Here is a 15782-nt window from a genome sequence, read left to right as displayed (position 1 = left end):
GAGGCAGTCGTGGATATGTCTGAGGCCGAATCACCGAAAGAAAACAGTAACGCCGTTGAAAGCAAAATCGCCGTCATCGACGACTTTCGCTTGCAGAGCGGCGAGATTCTGCCGCGGTTAGAGATCGCTTACGAGACCTACGGTGCGCTCGCCGGTGATGGGCGTAACGCCATTCTTATTACTCACGGCTACATGGGCCATCAACACGCTGCCGGGCTTTATCAGCCGGGCAAGGCGGCGCGCGGTGTAAGCGATACCGAGAATGGTTGGTGGAATGCGCTGATCGGGCCCGGCAAGCCGATCGATACTCGCCGTTATTTCGTCGTTGCTTCGAACACGCTCGGCTCGTCGCATGGTTCGACCCACCCAGCGAGCATCGATCCGCGCACCGGTAAGTCTTACGGCCCTGATTTTCCCGAAATCACAATGGTCGATATGGTGGCGGCGCAACGCGCGCTGCTCGATCGACTCGGTGTTCAGCATGTGGTTGCGGTGGTGGGTTGGTCCTACGGCGGTTACCAGGCATTTCAGTGGGCGGTTACCTATCCGACGATGGTCGACGGCATCGTCGTCACAGCGTCGGCGCCCAAGGGCTCGGGTAGCTCGGACGGGGTCGATTGGTTGATCGCCGAGTTTGTGCAAGATCCGAACTGGAACAATGGTTGGTACTATGATCGCGGCGGAGTAAAAGCGGCGCTCATGAAGGTTCGCATCGCCGAGCTCGAGCGTTGGAATTTCGAGCGGCGTACCGACGAGGCGCTGCGTCGTAAATTATTGCAGCGGGTCGCGCGCATCTGGGCGGAATTCTTCGACGCGCATTCATTGATCGTGATGCGCCGGGCGGCCGACGGTTACAACGCCGAAAAGGACTTCGCGCAGATCAAGGCCAAGGTGCTCTACGTGTTGTCAGCGACCGATCCCTATTTCACCCCGTCGCTCGCGCCGAACGTTATGGCGACGTTGACGGCGAACGGAATCGACGCTACTTATTTCCAAATCGATAGCGATAACGGCCATTTCGCGCCCACCGTCGACGCCAAACGTTGGGCGCCGGTGTTACGGCATTTTCTGGCTAGGCTAGACGCGGTCGCTACGGGTCGATAATGCAAGCTCGGCAGCCATGCGAGCAAGGTATCGGTTGTCATCCGCAGTCAATAAATTGGCTATAAAAGCCATTGCCATCTAGCCGATGATGTGCCCTGCCAAGGACACCCTGAATCGACGTTATTGACAGCACGATGTGATTCCCCTTTGATCATCGTCCGTGGCGGATATTGCCGCGTAACAAGGGATGTTCGCGCACCCGCCGCAGGCGGCGTAACACGGTTGCGCTGGTACAATTTTTTGGCCCGATTGAGAGACGGAAAAATTTTGCTGTGAGATATATCGATGTCGTCGCCCGTGGGTAGCCGGTGTGCCGCAAACTAACGATCCGAAATCAGTGCTCGCCGACCGGGTCGGCGAGCTACTCGATGGCATTGCCGCCGGCGATCAGCAGGCGATGGCGGAGTTGTACCGCAACTTCGGGGCGATGATCGCGCGCAATGTGTTGCGGCTGGTGAAGGATTCGGCGGTCGCGGAGGAAGTCGTGCAAGACACCATGTACGAGATCTGGCGCAATCCGCGGCGATTTCGCGGTGAGTCGAGCTTCAGTACGTTTGTCATCGCCATCGCCCATCACAAAGCGCTGACAGCGCGACGTAGCAGCGCGCGCGATCGCCGGGTTGAAGTCGTTGCCGACGATTGCCTGCTGAAAATAATGGACGAAGTCGCCGGCCCTGATCTGGACCCGTCCGACGAGGTTGGTCAAAAACATTTGCAGCGCGACGTGCAACGTTGCATCGGCAAGCTGCCGGAAATCCACGGCGAGTGCTTGCATCTGGTTTATGCACTCGACCTGTCGATCGAAGAAGTGGCAAGAATTCAGAACTGTCCGCCGAACACGGTAAAAACGCGCATGTTTCACGCCCGGCAAAAAATCAAGAATTGTCTGCGGCTGGTATTGCAAGGAGCGGCGATATGAACGAACAGCAGCTGAAGCAACAGTTCCACGAATTATTGCCGTGGTACGTGAATGGGACGCTGGCCACCGCTGACCGCGAGTGGATGGATCAATATATAAAGGATCATCCGGACGTTCGCAGTGAGTTGCGTTGGGATGAATTCCTGCGCCAAGCCGTGCAACAGGTAGATACGTCGGCGGTGTCGGCCGACGTCGGCATGGAAAAATTTCTGTCGCGCATTCGCCAGGAGCAGCGCTCGGCAACGCCGCGTTTCAGTGAGCGACTGCGTGCCTGGCGCCGGCGCGCCGGCGATGCCTTTGCCGGCGACTGGTCGGTGTCGATGTTGACGACCGGCTTGATCGTCGTGGTCGTTATCCAAGCCGTGATCAACGGCGTACTCGTGCTGCGCCAGAATAATTCTGACTACGGCGCCGTGCGGTCGGTCGGCGGTGTGGCGCGCGGTCCGCTGCTCGAAGTCAATTTCCGGGCGGATGCCAGCGAGCACGAAATTCGTTTTCTGCTGGTCGAGCTCGGTGCCAGTGTGGTCGGCGGCCCCGGTCAGCTCGGCAATTACTTGCTGCACGTGCCCAGCGATAAGGTCGATGAGTCGGCGCAGCGGTTGGCCGCCTCCAAGATCGTGCTGGCGGTGCGGATTTTGCCGCCGCTGCCGGCAGGGGAGTGAGAATTGACGTCGATGGCGCGTATCTCCTTGGCCGTTATTCCGCTGCTGGTGTTGATCGCCGGTGTGGCGCCGGCGATCGTGATCGCGGCCGACGCTGCCAGTCAGAAAGCGCCCCAGGACCGTATCGCGCTGGTTATCGGCAACGGCGCATATCGACGTTCACCGTCGCTGGCGCCACTCAAAAATCCGGTGAACGATGCGCGGGCGATGGGCATCGCGCTCAAGGATCTCGGTTTCGACGTCATGCAGCTGGAGGATGCCGATCGACAGACCATGCGCGACGTCATTCAGGAATTTTGGATCAAGGCGCAACGTTATCCGATCCGGGTGTTTTATTACGCCGGTCACGCGGTATCGCTCGATCGCGTCAACTATCTCATTCCGGTGGACGCCGACCGGCGCTGGGAGCAGGATATTTCCGGCCAGGGTTACGATGTGGACGAGCTGGTGGAAAGCCTCGGCCGGTTGCGGTCCGGCGTCAGCATCGTCGTACTCGATACGTGCAGAACCAATAAGTTGTATAGCCGGCGTTTGCCGCAATGGGTCCGGCGCGAGCCGCCGCTCGGGACGTTGGTGGCGTTGTCGACCGCCAACGGCGGCGTGGCATTCGACGGTCGCGGTGCGGCGCACGGCATTTACACAAAGTACCTGCTCGACAATTTACGGCGCCAGCCCGAGCTGCAGGTCGAGCAATTGTTCAAGCATGTCGGCGCCGCCGTCTCTAACGAAACACAGCAGGTGCAGAAGCCGTGGATGAAATCGAATTTGCTCGGCGACTTCTGTTTCAAGGCCGCCGCTAATGGCGAGTGTTTATATAGTGCTGGCGACGCTATTGCGAAGTAATAGGTATTCACAGTCGACCGTTTACGGCTCTTAGCGGTTAATGACCCGGGACCATACCTTTGCTTCAATGCACGTCGTTTGATTCTAAATAGAAGATCTGCGGGGAGTGATTCATGAAACGGCGATCGTTCGCCAATCGGCTTTTGCTTGCCTGCCCATTCCTCTTCATTTTTTTTGCGCACATAGCGGCGGCGACGGTCGATCCCATGCTGCGGATCGAAGCGGGTCAGCATACCGGGCCGATACGGCGATTGGCGGTGGATTCGACCGGAACTCGTATTGTCACGGTCAGCGACGACAAAACCGCACGTGTCTGGGACCGCCAGACACAGCGGTTGCTATCGATACTGCGCGTGCCGATCGAGCCGGGCAATGTCGGCAAGCTGTACGGCGTGGCGATTTCGCCGCAAGGTACCGAGGTCGCGGTCGGCGGCACGACCGGCGGCAAGACGCTGCCGCATCGGATTTATCTATTTAACCTTGATACTGGAACGCTGACCGACGTGATCGACGCCCGCGCCGGCGACATCAAACACCTTGCCTGGACGCCGGACGGAAATTATTTGGTCGCATCGTACGCCGGCAATAACGGGGTGCGGATTTTCGATCGGCGCGGGCGCGAAGTCTTCGCCGATGCATTCGCCGGCGGCTCGTATGGAGCGTCGATATCGGCCAGCGGCAGCATCGCCGTGCCGGCGTTCGACGGCAAGGTTCGTCTCTATCGATTCGTCGACGGCAGCGTGCGGCTGATCAACACCTTCGCGACACCGCTGCCCGACCCGGTGAGCGTCAGCTTTTCCCCGGACGGCAACCAGCTCGCCGTCGGCTATCTGTCGCGACTCAAGCGCGGAGTGGCCGAGGTCAGCGTGTTCGACATCGCCACCGGTCAAATGACGCGCCGCTTTCCGCTCGACGGCCTGGCCGACGGCAATCTCATGAATGTGGTTTGGGGCGGTGACGGCTCGGCGATCTATGCCGGCGGTAGTGGTTATCGCCCACCGGCGCGGTTTATCGTCAAAAAAATCGCCTGGCCGACGGGTACGGTTACCAATATCGAAGTGGGACCGAATTCGATTACCGATTTCGCGACCCTTGCCGACGGCACACTGGCCTTCTCTACGTTCGAGCCGGCTTGCGGTTTCATTAAAGACGACCAGTTGGTCATGAAGCAGGTGTCGCCGCTATTTGATTTGCGCGGCGCCGATCGCCTCAGGATCAATGCGCAGGGAACACAGGTTAGCTGGTACGCCATGTCGGAAGCGGGACCGATGAGCTTCGACAAAGCGGTGCCCATGACCTTCGATTTGGAACGACGCAAGCTGTATCAAGGCTTGCCGGCGGACACGCACGCGGCCATTACCGAGTCGACTAATTTTTCCAGTACGCATTGGCAGAATGATTTTACGCCGCGGTTAGGTGGCCGCCCCATTAAGCTGGCGCCGGGTGAAATCTCGCGCGCCGTTGCTGTGTTGCCGGACGATTCGGCGATGTTGTTGGCGACCAGCTGGAGCCTACGCAAGCTCGACCGATCGGGCGCGGAAATCTGGAAGTTGCCGGTGGCAACCGAGATTACCGCGGTCAACGTCAGCGCCGATTCGCAGCTGGCGATCACCGCGTCGACCGACGGTACGTTTCGTTGGCTGCGCACCAGTGACGGCAGCGTGTTGATGTCGTTGTTCGCCGTCGCCGATGGTCGCTGGATTATATGGACCGAGCAGGGCCACTACGACGCGAGTATCGGCGCCGAACAATTGGTCGGTTGGCATGTCAATCGGCCGACGGCGGCGACGGCGGATTTTTATCCGGTGGCGCGTTTTCGCGAGCGTTTTTACCGACCTGATGTCATCGATAACGTGTTGTCGCGCAAAGATTCGGCCAAGGCGTTGGCCGCTGCCAACGACGATTTGCGCAAGCGCGCCGGTAGCGCCGGCAACAAGCCGCTCGGCCGCAGAATTCGGGCGTTGCTGACCGCGTTGTCGCCACCGTCGGCGGCGTTGCCGCCGGCGTTGAGCCTGCGCAGCTCGAAGTTGCTATCGATGCAGGCGCCGACGCTGACCGTCGATTTTTCGGTATATACACCGGATTCGAAACCGATCGCGGCGGTCGAGGTCAAGTTGGACGGGCGGCCGGTGCAGCCGCTGTCGTTGTCGCCGCCGAAGCTCGCCGATGGTCGAGCGATCGGCCGCATCACGTTGCCGACGCCGGCAGCCGATGCGATCGTGCAAGTGTTCGCCAGCAACTCCTTCGGTGTTTCGGAACCGTTGACGGTTTACTACGTCTGGCGCGGGGCGTCGTCCGCTGGCGCTCGTCTGCCGCTGACGAAACGACCGACGCTGTATGTGTTGGCTATCGGTGTCAGCCAGTACGCCGACGCCGGTTACGACTTGACGTTCGCTGCCAAGGACGCCGCCGATTTCACCCGCTCGCTCAAGTTGCAAGAAGGCGTGTTTTACAAGCGCGTCGTCACTCATGTGTTGACCAACCAACAGGCCACGCATCAGGCGATCGTCGCTGGGTTGCAGTGGTTACGGGAAAATGTCACCGCTGCCGACATCGGCGTCCTATTTATCGCCGGCCACGGCGCCGTCGATGCCGGCGCGTATTATTTTCTGCCGCACGACGCCGATGTCGCTGCGCCCGACGACACCATGGTGTCGGACGAGCAGATTCGCGACGCGTTGGTGAAGATTCGCGGACAGGTGCTGTTCTTTATCGACTCGTGCTATTCCGGCAAGGTCGCCAACGCATTCAGCAAGCACGACACGACCCTCATCGCCAACAAGCTCGCCAGCCCCGAAAGCGGCGTCATTGTTTTCTCCTCCAGCGACGGTCGCCAAGATTCGCTGGAAGACGACGCCTGGGGTAACGGCGCTTTCACCAAGGAGCTGGTCATCGGCCTGAAGGGCAAGGCCGATTTTCGCCGCGAAGGGTTTGTGACGTTCAAAGGACTCGATTACTTCGTCACGCAGGCGGTACAGCAGTTGACGAATGGCCGGCAAATACCGATAACGACGGTGCCGATCGGCTTTAGAGATTTCGCCATTACTAAGAGTTTGGAATAGGACCGCCGCGCGATTTATGCAAACCACCTACATCAAGATTTTTTCGTCGATATCGGCCATGTTGATGCTGCTGTCCTGTGGCGGCGGTAGTGGCGACGGCGCGACGTCGAGCCAGGCGACGCAGTGTCGCGCCGGTGTGGTATCGGGCTTTGTCCGCGATGTAGAGGCGCCACCGGTTTATCACGATGGTGGCGGACATGATCCCGATGGTGGTGATGGTGGTTCGAGCTCCGGTGTCGGTGGCGGCCTCGGCAAAGTCCTGCGAGGTTTAGTACGTGTTAGCCGCATTACCGATGGTGCGTCGATCGGCGAAGCGTATACCGATTCGGTCAACGGACTCGTTACGGTGACGACCTGCGATAAGGCACCCTTGCTCATTACGCTCAAGGGTGCCGCCGGCGCGAAATATTTTGACGAGGGCAAGAACGCGCTAGTCGATTTCGGACCCGATCAAGAAATTCACGCCTTGGTCGATGTGGTCGATGAAAACATCGGTGTCTCGTCCTTCACCGAGGCGGCGTATCGTTACGCCATCAATAACTATTTGGTCGAGTCGGCGAAGATTGCCGACGGGACGGTGCCGTTACGCAAAACCGCCGACGTCACCGGCCTTAGTGTTGCCCGTATCGCCGCCGCTAACCAGCTCGTGCTCGCCGAGCTCAACCGCGCGCTCCCGAGCGCTTATCAGTTGTCCTCGCTCAAGGCATTGCCGACGCCGATCACCGCCGACAGCGCTAGCGATTCGCTGGCCAGCACGCGTCACGGTCTGGCAGCGGTTGTCACCGGTGGATTTGTCAGAATGGCGAGTCAATTTCTATTGACCGAGGATTTGCCGGCGTTGCAAGCGACCGAAGAATTGGCGCGCGACCTGACCGACGGAACAATCAACGGTGCTGCGCTCGACGGTACCGCCTCGGCACCAGGAAGATTGCCGATGTACGACGCCGTGCATCTGCCGATCGCTTTCAGTGTCGGCGCGAACTCGGTGGCACAACAATTCAGCCTTATGCAAAACTTTTCGGCGGCGCCGTTCGTGGCCGAGGTCATTTACGTGCGCGGGCATACGTCCGACATCGACGGCATCTGCGGTTGGCAGGACGGCGCCGAATTATTGAAAGACGGCTCGGTGTTAGTGCGGCGACGGTTCATGCGCCTCGCGGCGTCGGTGTGCCAATTGCAGTCGGATGAGACCCGCATCGCCAACTTTGCGGTCGACGTCAAGCAGCTAATCCCCAATCAATTTCGCGCCCAAGGATTTCTCATCAAGACCAACGGCGATGTCTTGACCTGGGGCCCCAACAAATGTGGATTATTGGGCATCGGTACCTTGTCCGGGCCGACGTTGACGCCGGTGCAAATTACCGGCCTGACCAACGTCACCTCGCTCGCTACCGGTGACTACTACGCGATTGCCCGCGATGGCGCCGGCAATGTCTACTCGTGGGGCGCCGACATCTACGGCGCGTTGGGCTTGGGCAACACGCCGAAGGAGGGTACCTGCGATGTGACCGACACGTGGGCGGTGCCGACGAACGCGCATCCGCTGCGCATTCCCGGACTGTCACACATCGTCAATGTCTTCAGTAAGCTCTACAGCGTATTCGCCGTCGATCAAAACGGCGTGCTCTATGGTTGGGGTAAGGGCGGCAATAGTTTTGCCAACGGTCCGGATGCACCGGATCGGTCGACACCGGAATTAGTGGCGGGCGTGACCGCGGTCAAAGCCGTCGCTTTCACCTCGAATGTCGTGTTTGCGCTCAAGCGCGATGGTACGTTAGTCGGCTGGGGCTCGAACGAAAACGGCAGCTTCGGCGACGGCACGACCGATCCCAAGTACCGGCCGACGGTGCTGACCGCGATCCGCGACGTCAAGGAACTGGCCGGCACGCCGGCGTACACCGACGTTTTCTACGCCTTGAAATTCGATGGCAGCGTGTGGCGCTGGGGCGGAACCAATAGTTCGTACCCGCGCACGCCGACGTTGGTAACCGATCTACCGCCGATTCGACATATCAACTCGGTCGGCGATGATATTTATTTGTACACCCAGGATGGGCAGATACTGCGGCATCATGATGGCGAGAACCCTACCTGAGAATGTGGTGCCGTAACGACACCGCGTCGAATAAAAAATGGCAGTGTCACCGGCGGCCAATGATTTTGGCAGGCACGGTCATTGGCACGTGACGTCCAATCGATTTAGCTACTAATGCAGTTCGACCAGTGCTCCGTTAATTACGTTTTCCGGACGTGATCCACCGTTGCGGCAAAGCTCTCTTCTGTTGCGAACGAGCGAGAAGCGTACGAAGCGCTAGTTGGAAGGCGAGGCTAACTTTGATAGGACGTCGATAAACGCAGCAACGTGACTAAACGTTAATGCGTTCATCGCTCACTCAACAGGAGCACGTTAATGAAACGAATTCGAACCATCGCGCAAACTTGTATCGGCATCACGACCTCCGTCGTCGTGATGACCGTCCATGCATTCGATCTTGGCAACGGTATGGTGATTCCCACGGGCTTGCCCAATCCGACCACCGTTGGCTGGAAGGCGTGCGGCGACACGCTTAGTAGCCTGGTCGTGATTCCCGGAAGTTATACGACCAAGGCGGACAACGAGCTTATCGAACACAAATGGATCAAAGGTACGTTAAAGGTCGCCCATAAAAATGTGCATGTGCGCTGCAGCCGAATCGACGCGGCGACCACCGGCGGAAGAGGCGTTGTCTACGGCAGCGGTACCGACATCGGCGGTCTGGCGCTAAATCTTTCGTACGTCGAAATTATCGGACCGACAACGACCGGCTGGCCTGACGAAGAGGGCGTTGCCGTGCACCGCAGCGACATCGTCGTCGAGTATTCGGATATTCACGATGTCGCCGACGGAATCTTGCTGAAAGATCGCATGACCGTACGTTACAACTACATCCACGACCTGCACCACGAAACTGACTCGCATTCCGATTGTTTGCAAGTAACCAGCGGCGACAATTGGCAGGTCTACAACAATACCTGCCTCGCCTTCAATTCCGGCAAAGGCGAGCTCCATCGGAATGCCGACGGAACGTATTCGGCATCGGGTATGGCCAATGCAGCGGTCATGCTCGGTCGCCAACCGGATCCGGCGACGAATAACGGCAACCTCAGCACCATCACCGGCTTCGAGGTTTACAACAATTTTTTCGCCGGCGGCAACTGGACCGTTAACAAGAATGAGGACGGCGAGGCCGCAAACGGTCCGATCAGCGGACTGTTCCGCAATAACATCTTCGGCCCCGGCATGCGCTATGGAATGGCACTTACTTAAGCCGCGGCACGCGCTAGCTCCCTCCCCCTCAGGGGGAGGGCTGGGGTGGGGGTGGGTTTTTTACTCGGTTATCGCTGCCATAAAACCCACCCCCCTCCCAACCTCCCCCCTGAAGGGGGAGGAGTCAATCGTGACATCTGTTGTCGATGGCGCTTAAGTAAGTGCCATTCACCTCTGAGCAGTTAATGCAGGGTGTGTTCCGCGCACCCTGCATTGCTGAGCCTCGTCGGCCATAACACCAAAGAATCAGGCAGTCCGTCCATTCAGGCTCGTGCATCCCGCCAGCGGATGCGACGAAGCCAAGTCGATGCGTCCATCTGCATCGGCACAATAAAAAATTTGAACCGATCTTCGACTTGTTGCGACTAAGCCGATAGGCACAGAACTTGTCCCACGTTTTAGTTGGCCACCTGAGTTGGGGGCAAAAAAATGAAAGAGTCAGGGAGCGGCGCCAGCGTTCGGCACGCCGACGGTATAAGAGCAATGAATGAGATCGGGACCATCCAGGCGGCTTTTTTTCAGGCGATTCTGCGTCACTTGCGCATGATGGACTTTGACATTTCGTCGTTGATCGAGCGGACCGCGTTCAATGCCGACCAACTGAATGATCCCGACGCACGCATACCGCGTCAACAGTTTTTTCAATTCTGGCAGGCGCTGAGCAATCGCGTACACGATCCGGCGATCGCCGTGCGCATGGGCGAAATGGCGCACCCGCGTTTCATGGGCGTGCTCGGCGGCGTGATTGCCGGCAGCAAGACGTTGCGCGAGGGCCTGCATCAGATCGTCCATTATAGGAAGCTTATCGACAGCGAAGACTACGCCGCCGAAACCATCGGCCAGGATCGCTACACGTTCATTTATATTCCGCAGAGCCCAGCGTCGCTTGAGCCGGCGATGGTGGAACTGCGGCTGGTAACCGTGGTCACGTTAGCGCGAATGCTGACACAGACCAATGTCACGCCAATCGAAATACGCTTCCGTTATCCGGCACCCGCGCACATCGCTCACTATGAGCGCATATTCCGTTGCGATCTGCATTTCGAACAGGCCGATAACGCCATCGTCTGGGACACGCGCAGCGCCGATCTGCTGTTGCCGCAATACAACGACTGTGCCCAAGCGATATTACGCCGCCATGTCGAACTGTTGCTTGAACAGTTACAACATTCCGACAACCTGGTCGGACGCGTCCAGCAGTACATTTCCGATACGCTGCGTACCGGCCGCGCCAGCTTAGACGGGTGCGCCGCTGCACTGTATATGGGTCGGCGCACATTGCATCGAAGGTTAAGCAACGAGAGTACGTCCTTTCAAAAGCTGCACGACATGGTTCGTCGACAGTTAGCGTTCAAATATCTCGCCGAGAAAAATTTATCGACCGCCGACGTTGCGACTTTGCTCGGTTTCTCGGAATCGAGCGCGTTTCATCGCGCGTTCAAGCGTTGGTCGGGACATAATCCGGCGGACTTCTCACTTCGGCATCGATCCGATCGAATCTTGCCGTGCCCCACGTCATCCGTTCTTTCGCACAGCGCTGACAAGATGTCATCGATGGTCAATGACATTGGCAACTAGCGTCATCGTCCGTTGTCGTTAGTGCGCGTATTTTTTGCGGCGACGGATCACAGGATGGAAGTGCCATCGGCGTCGGAGTGGTGTGATCCAGCTTATAACTCTCGGTTCGGTTTATCTGAAGTCAGTTGGTCGTCGAGGAATGCTAAATGTTACTACACGCTGTTTCATCGTCTTTCCGTGCGCGCCTGGTTGTCTGTAGTTTCGCTTTCGCCGCATCGATCTTCAGCACCGGATCCGGCGCTGACAATGTCGCCGATGCCGCGCCCACCGTGGCCGACGCGGCGAAAGGCAAACGGGGCGACGACGCAACGACGCCGGTACCGCCCTGGGAAGAGCTACTTAGGCGCATCAGCGCGATGGACGACAAGGACCCGGACATAAACGCCGTATGGGCGGCGCGGCGTATGGCGTATGAAAACCCGGCACTGCGCGCCGATCTGATTCAGCGCTATACCCGTACCTCGGAGACATCCGCAAAAACTCGCTTTATCGATCTCATCAACGCAAGCGCAACTCCCGACGTTGCCGTTTTTGCCCAACAGCTCATAGCCAGTACCTCCAGCATCGAACGTAGCCACGGGTTCAGTTTATTGGCGGCCCAGCCGCGGGATGCCAAGGTCTACCAACGGGTGGCGCGTGCGATGCAAGAGGAAAAAGAACCGGAGGTGCTGGCAGCGGCCATCATGGCGCTGGAGAAACCGGGCATCGTAGAGCCCGCCATGTCGCAGAGTATGGTGTCGCGGCTACAGAAGTTGACGCGACACGTGCATCACGACGTGCGCAGCAGCAGCGTGTGGGTGCTGGCGCAGTGGGACAAAGCCGGCAAAACGGCCGAGACCAGCATTAACCAGGCGCTATTCGACCCTGCGCCCGAGGTGCGTCACGCAGCGCTGGCCGCCATCGAGCGTCGTCAACTGCGTTCGGAACCGCTGAAGCATTCATTGATAAAAATTCTGGTCAATAAGAACGAACTGCCGCCGATGCGGTTCACTGCCATGCAAGCCTTGAATAATTTTGCCCTGAATAACACCGAGTATCGCGTGTACACGCAGGCACGTCTCGAAGTCGAAAAACTCGAGCCCCCCGTTGAGCCATAGCCAAATCAAGTGGAGAAAATTCCATGAGTCGTTACACGTTGTATGCAGTGCTGATCGCCGCCGGACTCGGCGGCGCATACGGATTGATGAATGTGCTGATCGATGGTAGCGCGCAGAGTTCGCCCGTCGCGCTTGCGCCGGCGGCGCGAACCTCGGCCCCGTTGCAGTTCACGGGAACTACGCGAGTGGCGCCAGTGACTGCGTTACCCGCCCATTCGGCGCTGACCGATGTGGACGTACGGGGGCTGGAAGTGTTGTTTCAGACGCTGCAAATCTCGTCCGACGACAAGGAGGAACCGATAGGGCCCGAGGCCTGGGGCAAGCTACGACACGCGGTGAACAGCAACCCGGCGTTTCGCAGTCAGTTGCAAAAACGTTATGAAACCGAGCAAGACGAGCGCGCTCGCTCGATCATCGTGTCGCTGCTTGCTGGACAGACGGCGCCGGACGTCATCGAATTCGCGCGGCGCCTGCATGCGAGCACTGACGCCGCGCAGCGCAAGGATGCCCTCGAATTGATGGCATCGCTTCCAACGACGATCGAGACGCAGCAATTGTTCACGCAAACGCTCGAGCAAGAGCGGGACCCCGAAGTACTGACGCAGACGATTGGTTTATTGCCGAACATCAAGATGAAGTCAAACGAATTGTCGGCCGCTGTCACGCGTGTGCAATCCCTGTCGCAGCACGAAAACGCACCCGTGCGAGCAGAGGCCCTGCAGGTGCTTGCCCGTCTCGATAGAGGCGCTACTGAGCAACGCGCGTATGAGGCATTGGCGGACAGTTCCGACGACGTACGCCTGGCAGCGATAGATACGCTCGCTGTCGGCGGAGTGCGGTCGGAGCAGGCAAAAAACGCGCTAATGGGGTTGCTACAAAATCCGGATGAAGACCTGACCGTACGTGCGAGTGCCGCCGAGGCGCTGCAGGGTTTTACATTGAGTGCCGGCGAGCATGCGGCCTACAACCAGGTTGCCGCACAAATCGAGCAGTCGTATGCCACGGAGTATCCGAACAAATGTATCAGTATTGGGCAACCGCCACGCCGGATGTGTGATGGCTAGGTCCGTTAGAGATCAGGGACGAACACTGCAGATGGGACTTTCTGCATTTTCCATATAACCAAACTGTTGGAGGATCAATAATGAAAACATCGATAGCTGTGAAAAAAACTCGTCATATCGGCAGAAAAGCGTTGCTGAGCGCGCTTGCGATAACTGGAACCGTAGGCATCGTATCCACCGTGCAGGCCAGCGGTTGCGGATACCAGTGTGACAATGCGTATTACACAAGTCGTGTATATTTCAGTGGCGGCTATCACCGATGCAATGATGACGCCAGGACCGTAAGAACGGCCTTTAATGGCGTTCTGAAGTTGCGCTACAGCCCGACCTGCCGCACCACCTGGGCGTCTGTTCCCTCGAACTTTTATTATTACTATCTCGACCATTCAAGTTACTTCGATCCCGCGGCAACAGGCCTTCGAAAGAGAAACTACAATCAAGGCGGTTGGATGCTCAACGATGCAGGTTTTTTTAATGAGACCTGCGCTGCTACGAGTAACTCCGGTTTCCACTGCACCGGTTTGTACTAAAGAGGTTTTAATTAATTGTCATTTCGTCGCCCCGGCGAAAGCCGGGGTTTAGAAAATGGGACGATAGAATCAGACCACGGTTAATTGACGGCGGTTGTTAATAACCGTGGCCTGACCAGGCGCCAGGCATCGCTTCCAGCAACGTCGGTGTAATCTCCAGCACCTTGCGGTCGCCGCCCGGTGCCCACCAGAACCAAACGGTACGCACTGGCTCGGTGCCGTTATTCACCATGCGATGCAGCATGTTCGGTGCGTGATAAATCGCCATGCTGGGCTCGGCGATAAAAGTTTCGTCGCCGACGGTCCATTCCGCCGTTCCACTTAATACGAAATAAATCTCCGGTGCTGGATGCGCATGTGCCGGATAGTAGCCGCCCGCATCGATGTCCTGAATGCCCATCGACACCTCCGGTTGGGCGATGCCTGATCCGAGCGGCCCGGGGTTGCCGATCAATGTCTTCCAACGAAAGATGCGTTGTAGCTCTTCCGGGTAAAAAATCGCCGTCGTCCAATCGACTTGGTTGATGTGCAGATGGCTGTGCGACTTCGTTGGAGTGCTCATGACCGGTTCTCGCTGACGTTTTAGTTGGACCGAGCGCTAACTCTAGACTAGGCTGAAGGTTCTTTAAAATGAATAATTATGAATTCTGAGTTCTCATGATGAGAAACATCGATCTCGTCGCTTTGAGCATTTTTAAGACCGTTGCTGAAGAGGGTGGTATCGCCCGTGCCGCCGCCAAGCTGCATCGTGTGCCGTCGAACGTCACGACGCGCGTACAGCAACTGGAGCGGCGCTTGGGCGTGCAATTATTTTTCCGGCAGAATCGCCGATTGGTGCTGTCGCCGCAGGGGCAGATTTTGCTGACCTATGCCGAGCAGTTACTGCGGTTGGCGACCGAGGCGGAAGCGGCGCTGCGCGATGACACACCGCGCGGCCCGCTGCGGATCGGTACGATGGAGAGCACGGCGGCGACGCGATTGCCGCCGGTGCTGGCGCGTTATCATCGGACCTATCCGCAGGTGCGAATTGAATTGATCACCGGCACGGTGGTCGCATTGATGGCCAAGGTTGTCGACAACGACATCGAGGCGGCGTTCGTCGCATCGGCGGCCATTGTTAAGGGGCTCGACTCGCAGCCGGTGTTCGTCGAAGAGTTGGTGTTGATCGCGCCGGCGAGCTTTGCCAAGGTGAAAACGGCGAAAGACCTGAACGGCGCGACCGTGCTCGCCTTCGGCGTCGGCTGTCCTTACCGCCGATGCTTGGAAGAGTGGTTGGCACGAACACGAGTTGCGCCCGCGCGCATCATGGAATGCAACTCCTATCACACCATCGTCGCCTGTGTCGCTGCTGGCACCGGCGTCGCGGTCGTTCCGCGAGCGGTGATCCGTGCCGTGCCGGCGGGCAAAGTGGTGCAGACTTTTTCGTTGCCGTCGGACTTGTCGAAAACGCGGACCGTGCTCGTTTGGCGCAAGGGCTATCGTTCGCCTGCGCTAGATGCGTTACGCAAGGAGCTCGGCAAGGGTGGCGGCTGTTAGTAACTAGTGTCCCGAGTCGAATGGCACTTACTTAAGCCGCGGCACGCTCTAGCTCCCTCCCCCTCAGGGGGAGGGCTGGG

Annotated in this window: 13 protein-coding genes; 12 read left to right on the top strand and 1 reads right to left on the bottom strand. The window is 58.3% G+C overall.

Annotated features, from left to right (window positions below):
- Nucleotides 1-15: 15 nt before the first annotated feature.
- The 11 genes from HY308_01185 to HY308_01135 all read left to right on the top strand — a co-directional run bounded on the left by HY308_01185 (nucleotide 16) and on the right by HY308_01135 (nucleotide 14166).
- Entirely contained in the window at nucleotides 16-1104 is a 1089-nt protein-coding gene (locus tag HY308_01185) for an alpha/beta fold hydrolase (protein ID MBI3896891.1), read from the top strand.
- 310 nt (nucleotides 1105-1414) lie between these two features.
- On the top strand, nucleotides 1415-2023 hold the full coding sequence (locus HY308_01180) for a sigma-70 family RNA polymerase sigma factor (protein MBI3896890.1): 609 nt from the start codon (nucleotides 1415-1417) through the stop codon (nucleotides 2021-2023).
- A complete protein-coding gene (locus HY308_01175) occupies nucleotides 2020-2685 on the top strand; it encodes a hypothetical protein (GenBank protein MBI3896889.1) in 666 nt (221 codons plus the stop codon). Before HY308_01180 ends, HY308_01175 begins: the two co-directional genes overlap by 4 nt.
- A 12-nt stretch (nucleotides 2686-2697) precedes the next feature.
- Nucleotides 2698-3528, top strand: a complete 831-nt coding sequence (locus tag HY308_01170) for a caspase family protein (protein MBI3896888.1) — start codon at nucleotides 2698-2700, stop codon at nucleotides 3526-3528.
- 113 nt (nucleotides 3529-3641) lie between these two features.
- Nucleotides 3642-6590, top strand: coding sequence for a caspase family protein (locus tag HY308_01165; protein MBI3896887.1), 2949 nt, complete (start codon nucleotides 3642-3644; stop codon nucleotides 6588-6590).
- 16 nt (nucleotides 6591-6606) lie between these two features.
- Complete coding sequence (locus tag HY308_01160) at nucleotides 6607-8685, top strand: hypothetical protein (protein MBI3896886.1); 2079 nt, start codon at nucleotides 6607-6609, stop codon at nucleotides 8683-8685.
- Nucleotides 8686-9000: 315 nt separating this feature from the next.
- Complete coding sequence (locus HY308_01155; protein MBI3896885.1) at nucleotides 9001-9897, top strand: hypothetical protein; 897 nt, start codon at nucleotides 9001-9003, stop codon at nucleotides 9895-9897.
- Between the two features lie 483 nt (nucleotides 9898-10380).
- Nucleotides 10381-11475: an AraC family transcriptional regulator gene (locus tag HY308_01150; GenBank protein MBI3896884.1), complete on the top strand. Its 1095-nt coding sequence runs from the start codon at nucleotides 10381-10383 to the stop codon at nucleotides 11473-11475.
- A 146-nt stretch (nucleotides 11476-11621) separates the two neighbouring features.
- Nucleotides 11622-12572 (top strand): hypothetical protein, encoded by a 951-nt coding sequence (locus HY308_01145; protein ID MBI3896883.1) that lies wholly within the window; start codon nucleotides 11622-11624, stop codon nucleotides 12570-12572.
- 23 nt (nucleotides 12573-12595) lie between these two features.
- Nucleotides 12596-13636: a HEAT repeat domain-containing protein gene (locus tag HY308_01140; GenBank protein MBI3896882.1), complete on the top strand. Its 1041-nt coding sequence runs from the start codon at nucleotides 12596-12598 to the stop codon at nucleotides 13634-13636.
- A gap of 80 nt (nucleotides 13637-13716) precedes the next feature.
- Nucleotides 13717-14166 carry a DUF2690 domain-containing protein gene (locus HY308_01135; GenBank protein ID MBI3896881.1) on the top strand — a complete coding sequence of 150 codons (450 nt, stop codon included), beginning with the start codon at nucleotides 13717-13719 and terminating at the stop codon, nucleotides 14164-14166.
- 97 nt (nucleotides 14167-14263) lie between these two features.
- On the opposite strand, the gene HY308_01130 is transcribed toward HY308_01135, so the two are convergent.
- Nucleotides 14264-14728, bottom strand: coding sequence for a cupin domain-containing protein (locus HY308_01130; protein MBI3896880.1), 465 nt, complete (start codon nucleotides 14726-14728; stop codon nucleotides 14264-14266).
- A gap of 98 nt (nucleotides 14729-14826) precedes the next feature.
- Here HY308_01130 and HY308_01125 point away from each other — a divergent pair, with 98 nt between their 5' ends.
- Complete coding sequence (locus tag HY308_01125; GenBank protein ID MBI3896879.1) at nucleotides 14827-15702, top strand: LysR family transcriptional regulator; 876 nt, start codon at nucleotides 14827-14829, stop codon at nucleotides 15700-15702.
- Nucleotides 15703-15782 lie beyond the last annotated feature (80 nt).

The organism is Gammaproteobacteria bacterium (assembly GCA_016199745.1).
In the GTDB taxonomy this organism is placed as follows: Bacteria; Pseudomonadota; Gammaproteobacteria; order Acidiferrobacterales; family Sulfurifustaceae; genus JACQFZ01.
Note: the sequence above shows the minus strand (reverse complement) of the source record. Positions and strands in the feature narration are given on the sequence as shown.

What these genes read in the sequence shown, in the direction of transcription:
- HY308_01185 (MBI3896891.1), top strand. Translation starts at nt 16, where the DNA reads ATGTCTGAGGCCGAATCACCGAAAGAAAACAGTAACGCCGTTGAAAGC.
- HY308_01145 (MBI3896883.1), top strand. Translation starts at nt 11,622, where the DNA reads ATGTTACTACACGCTGTTTCATCGTCTTTCCGTGCGCGCCTGGTTGTC.
- HY308_01140 (MBI3896882.1), top strand. Translation starts at nt 12,596, where the DNA reads ATGAGTCGTTACACGTTGTATGCAGTGCTGATCGCCGCCGGACTCGGC.
- HY308_01125 (MBI3896879.1), top strand. Translation starts at nt 14,827, where the DNA reads ATGAGAAACATCGATCTCGTCGCTTTGAGCATTTTTAAGACCGTTGCT.
- HY308_01165 (MBI3896887.1), top strand. Translation starts at nt 3,642, where the DNA reads ATGAAACGGCGATCGTTCGCCAATCGGCTTTTGCTTGCCTGCCCATTC.
- HY308_01155 (MBI3896885.1), top strand. Translation starts at nt 9,001, where the DNA reads ATGAAACGAATTCGAACCATCGCGCAAACTTGTATCGGCATCACGACC.
- HY308_01160 (MBI3896886.1), top strand. Translation starts at nt 6,607, where the DNA reads ATGCAAACCACCTACATCAAGATTTTTTCGTCGATATCGGCCATGTTG.
- HY308_01175 (MBI3896889.1), top strand. Translation starts at nt 2,020, where the DNA reads ATGAACGAACAGCAGCTGAAGCAACAGTTCCACGAATTATTGCCGTGG.
- HY308_01130 (MBI3896880.1), bottom strand. Translation starts at nt 14,728, where the DNA reads ATGAGCACTCCAACGAAGTCGCACAGCCATCTGCACATCAACCAAGTC.
- HY308_01135 (MBI3896881.1), top strand. Translation starts at nt 13,717, where the DNA reads ATGAAAACATCGATAGCTGTGAAAAAAACTCGTCATATCGGCAGAAAA.
- HY308_01170 (MBI3896888.1), top strand. Translation starts at nt 2,698, where the DNA reads ATGGCGCGTATCTCCTTGGCCGTTATTCCGCTGCTGGTGTTGATCGCC.
- HY308_01150 (MBI3896884.1), top strand. Translation starts at nt 10,381, where the DNA reads ATGAATGAGATCGGGACCATCCAGGCGGCTTTTTTTCAGGCGATTCTG.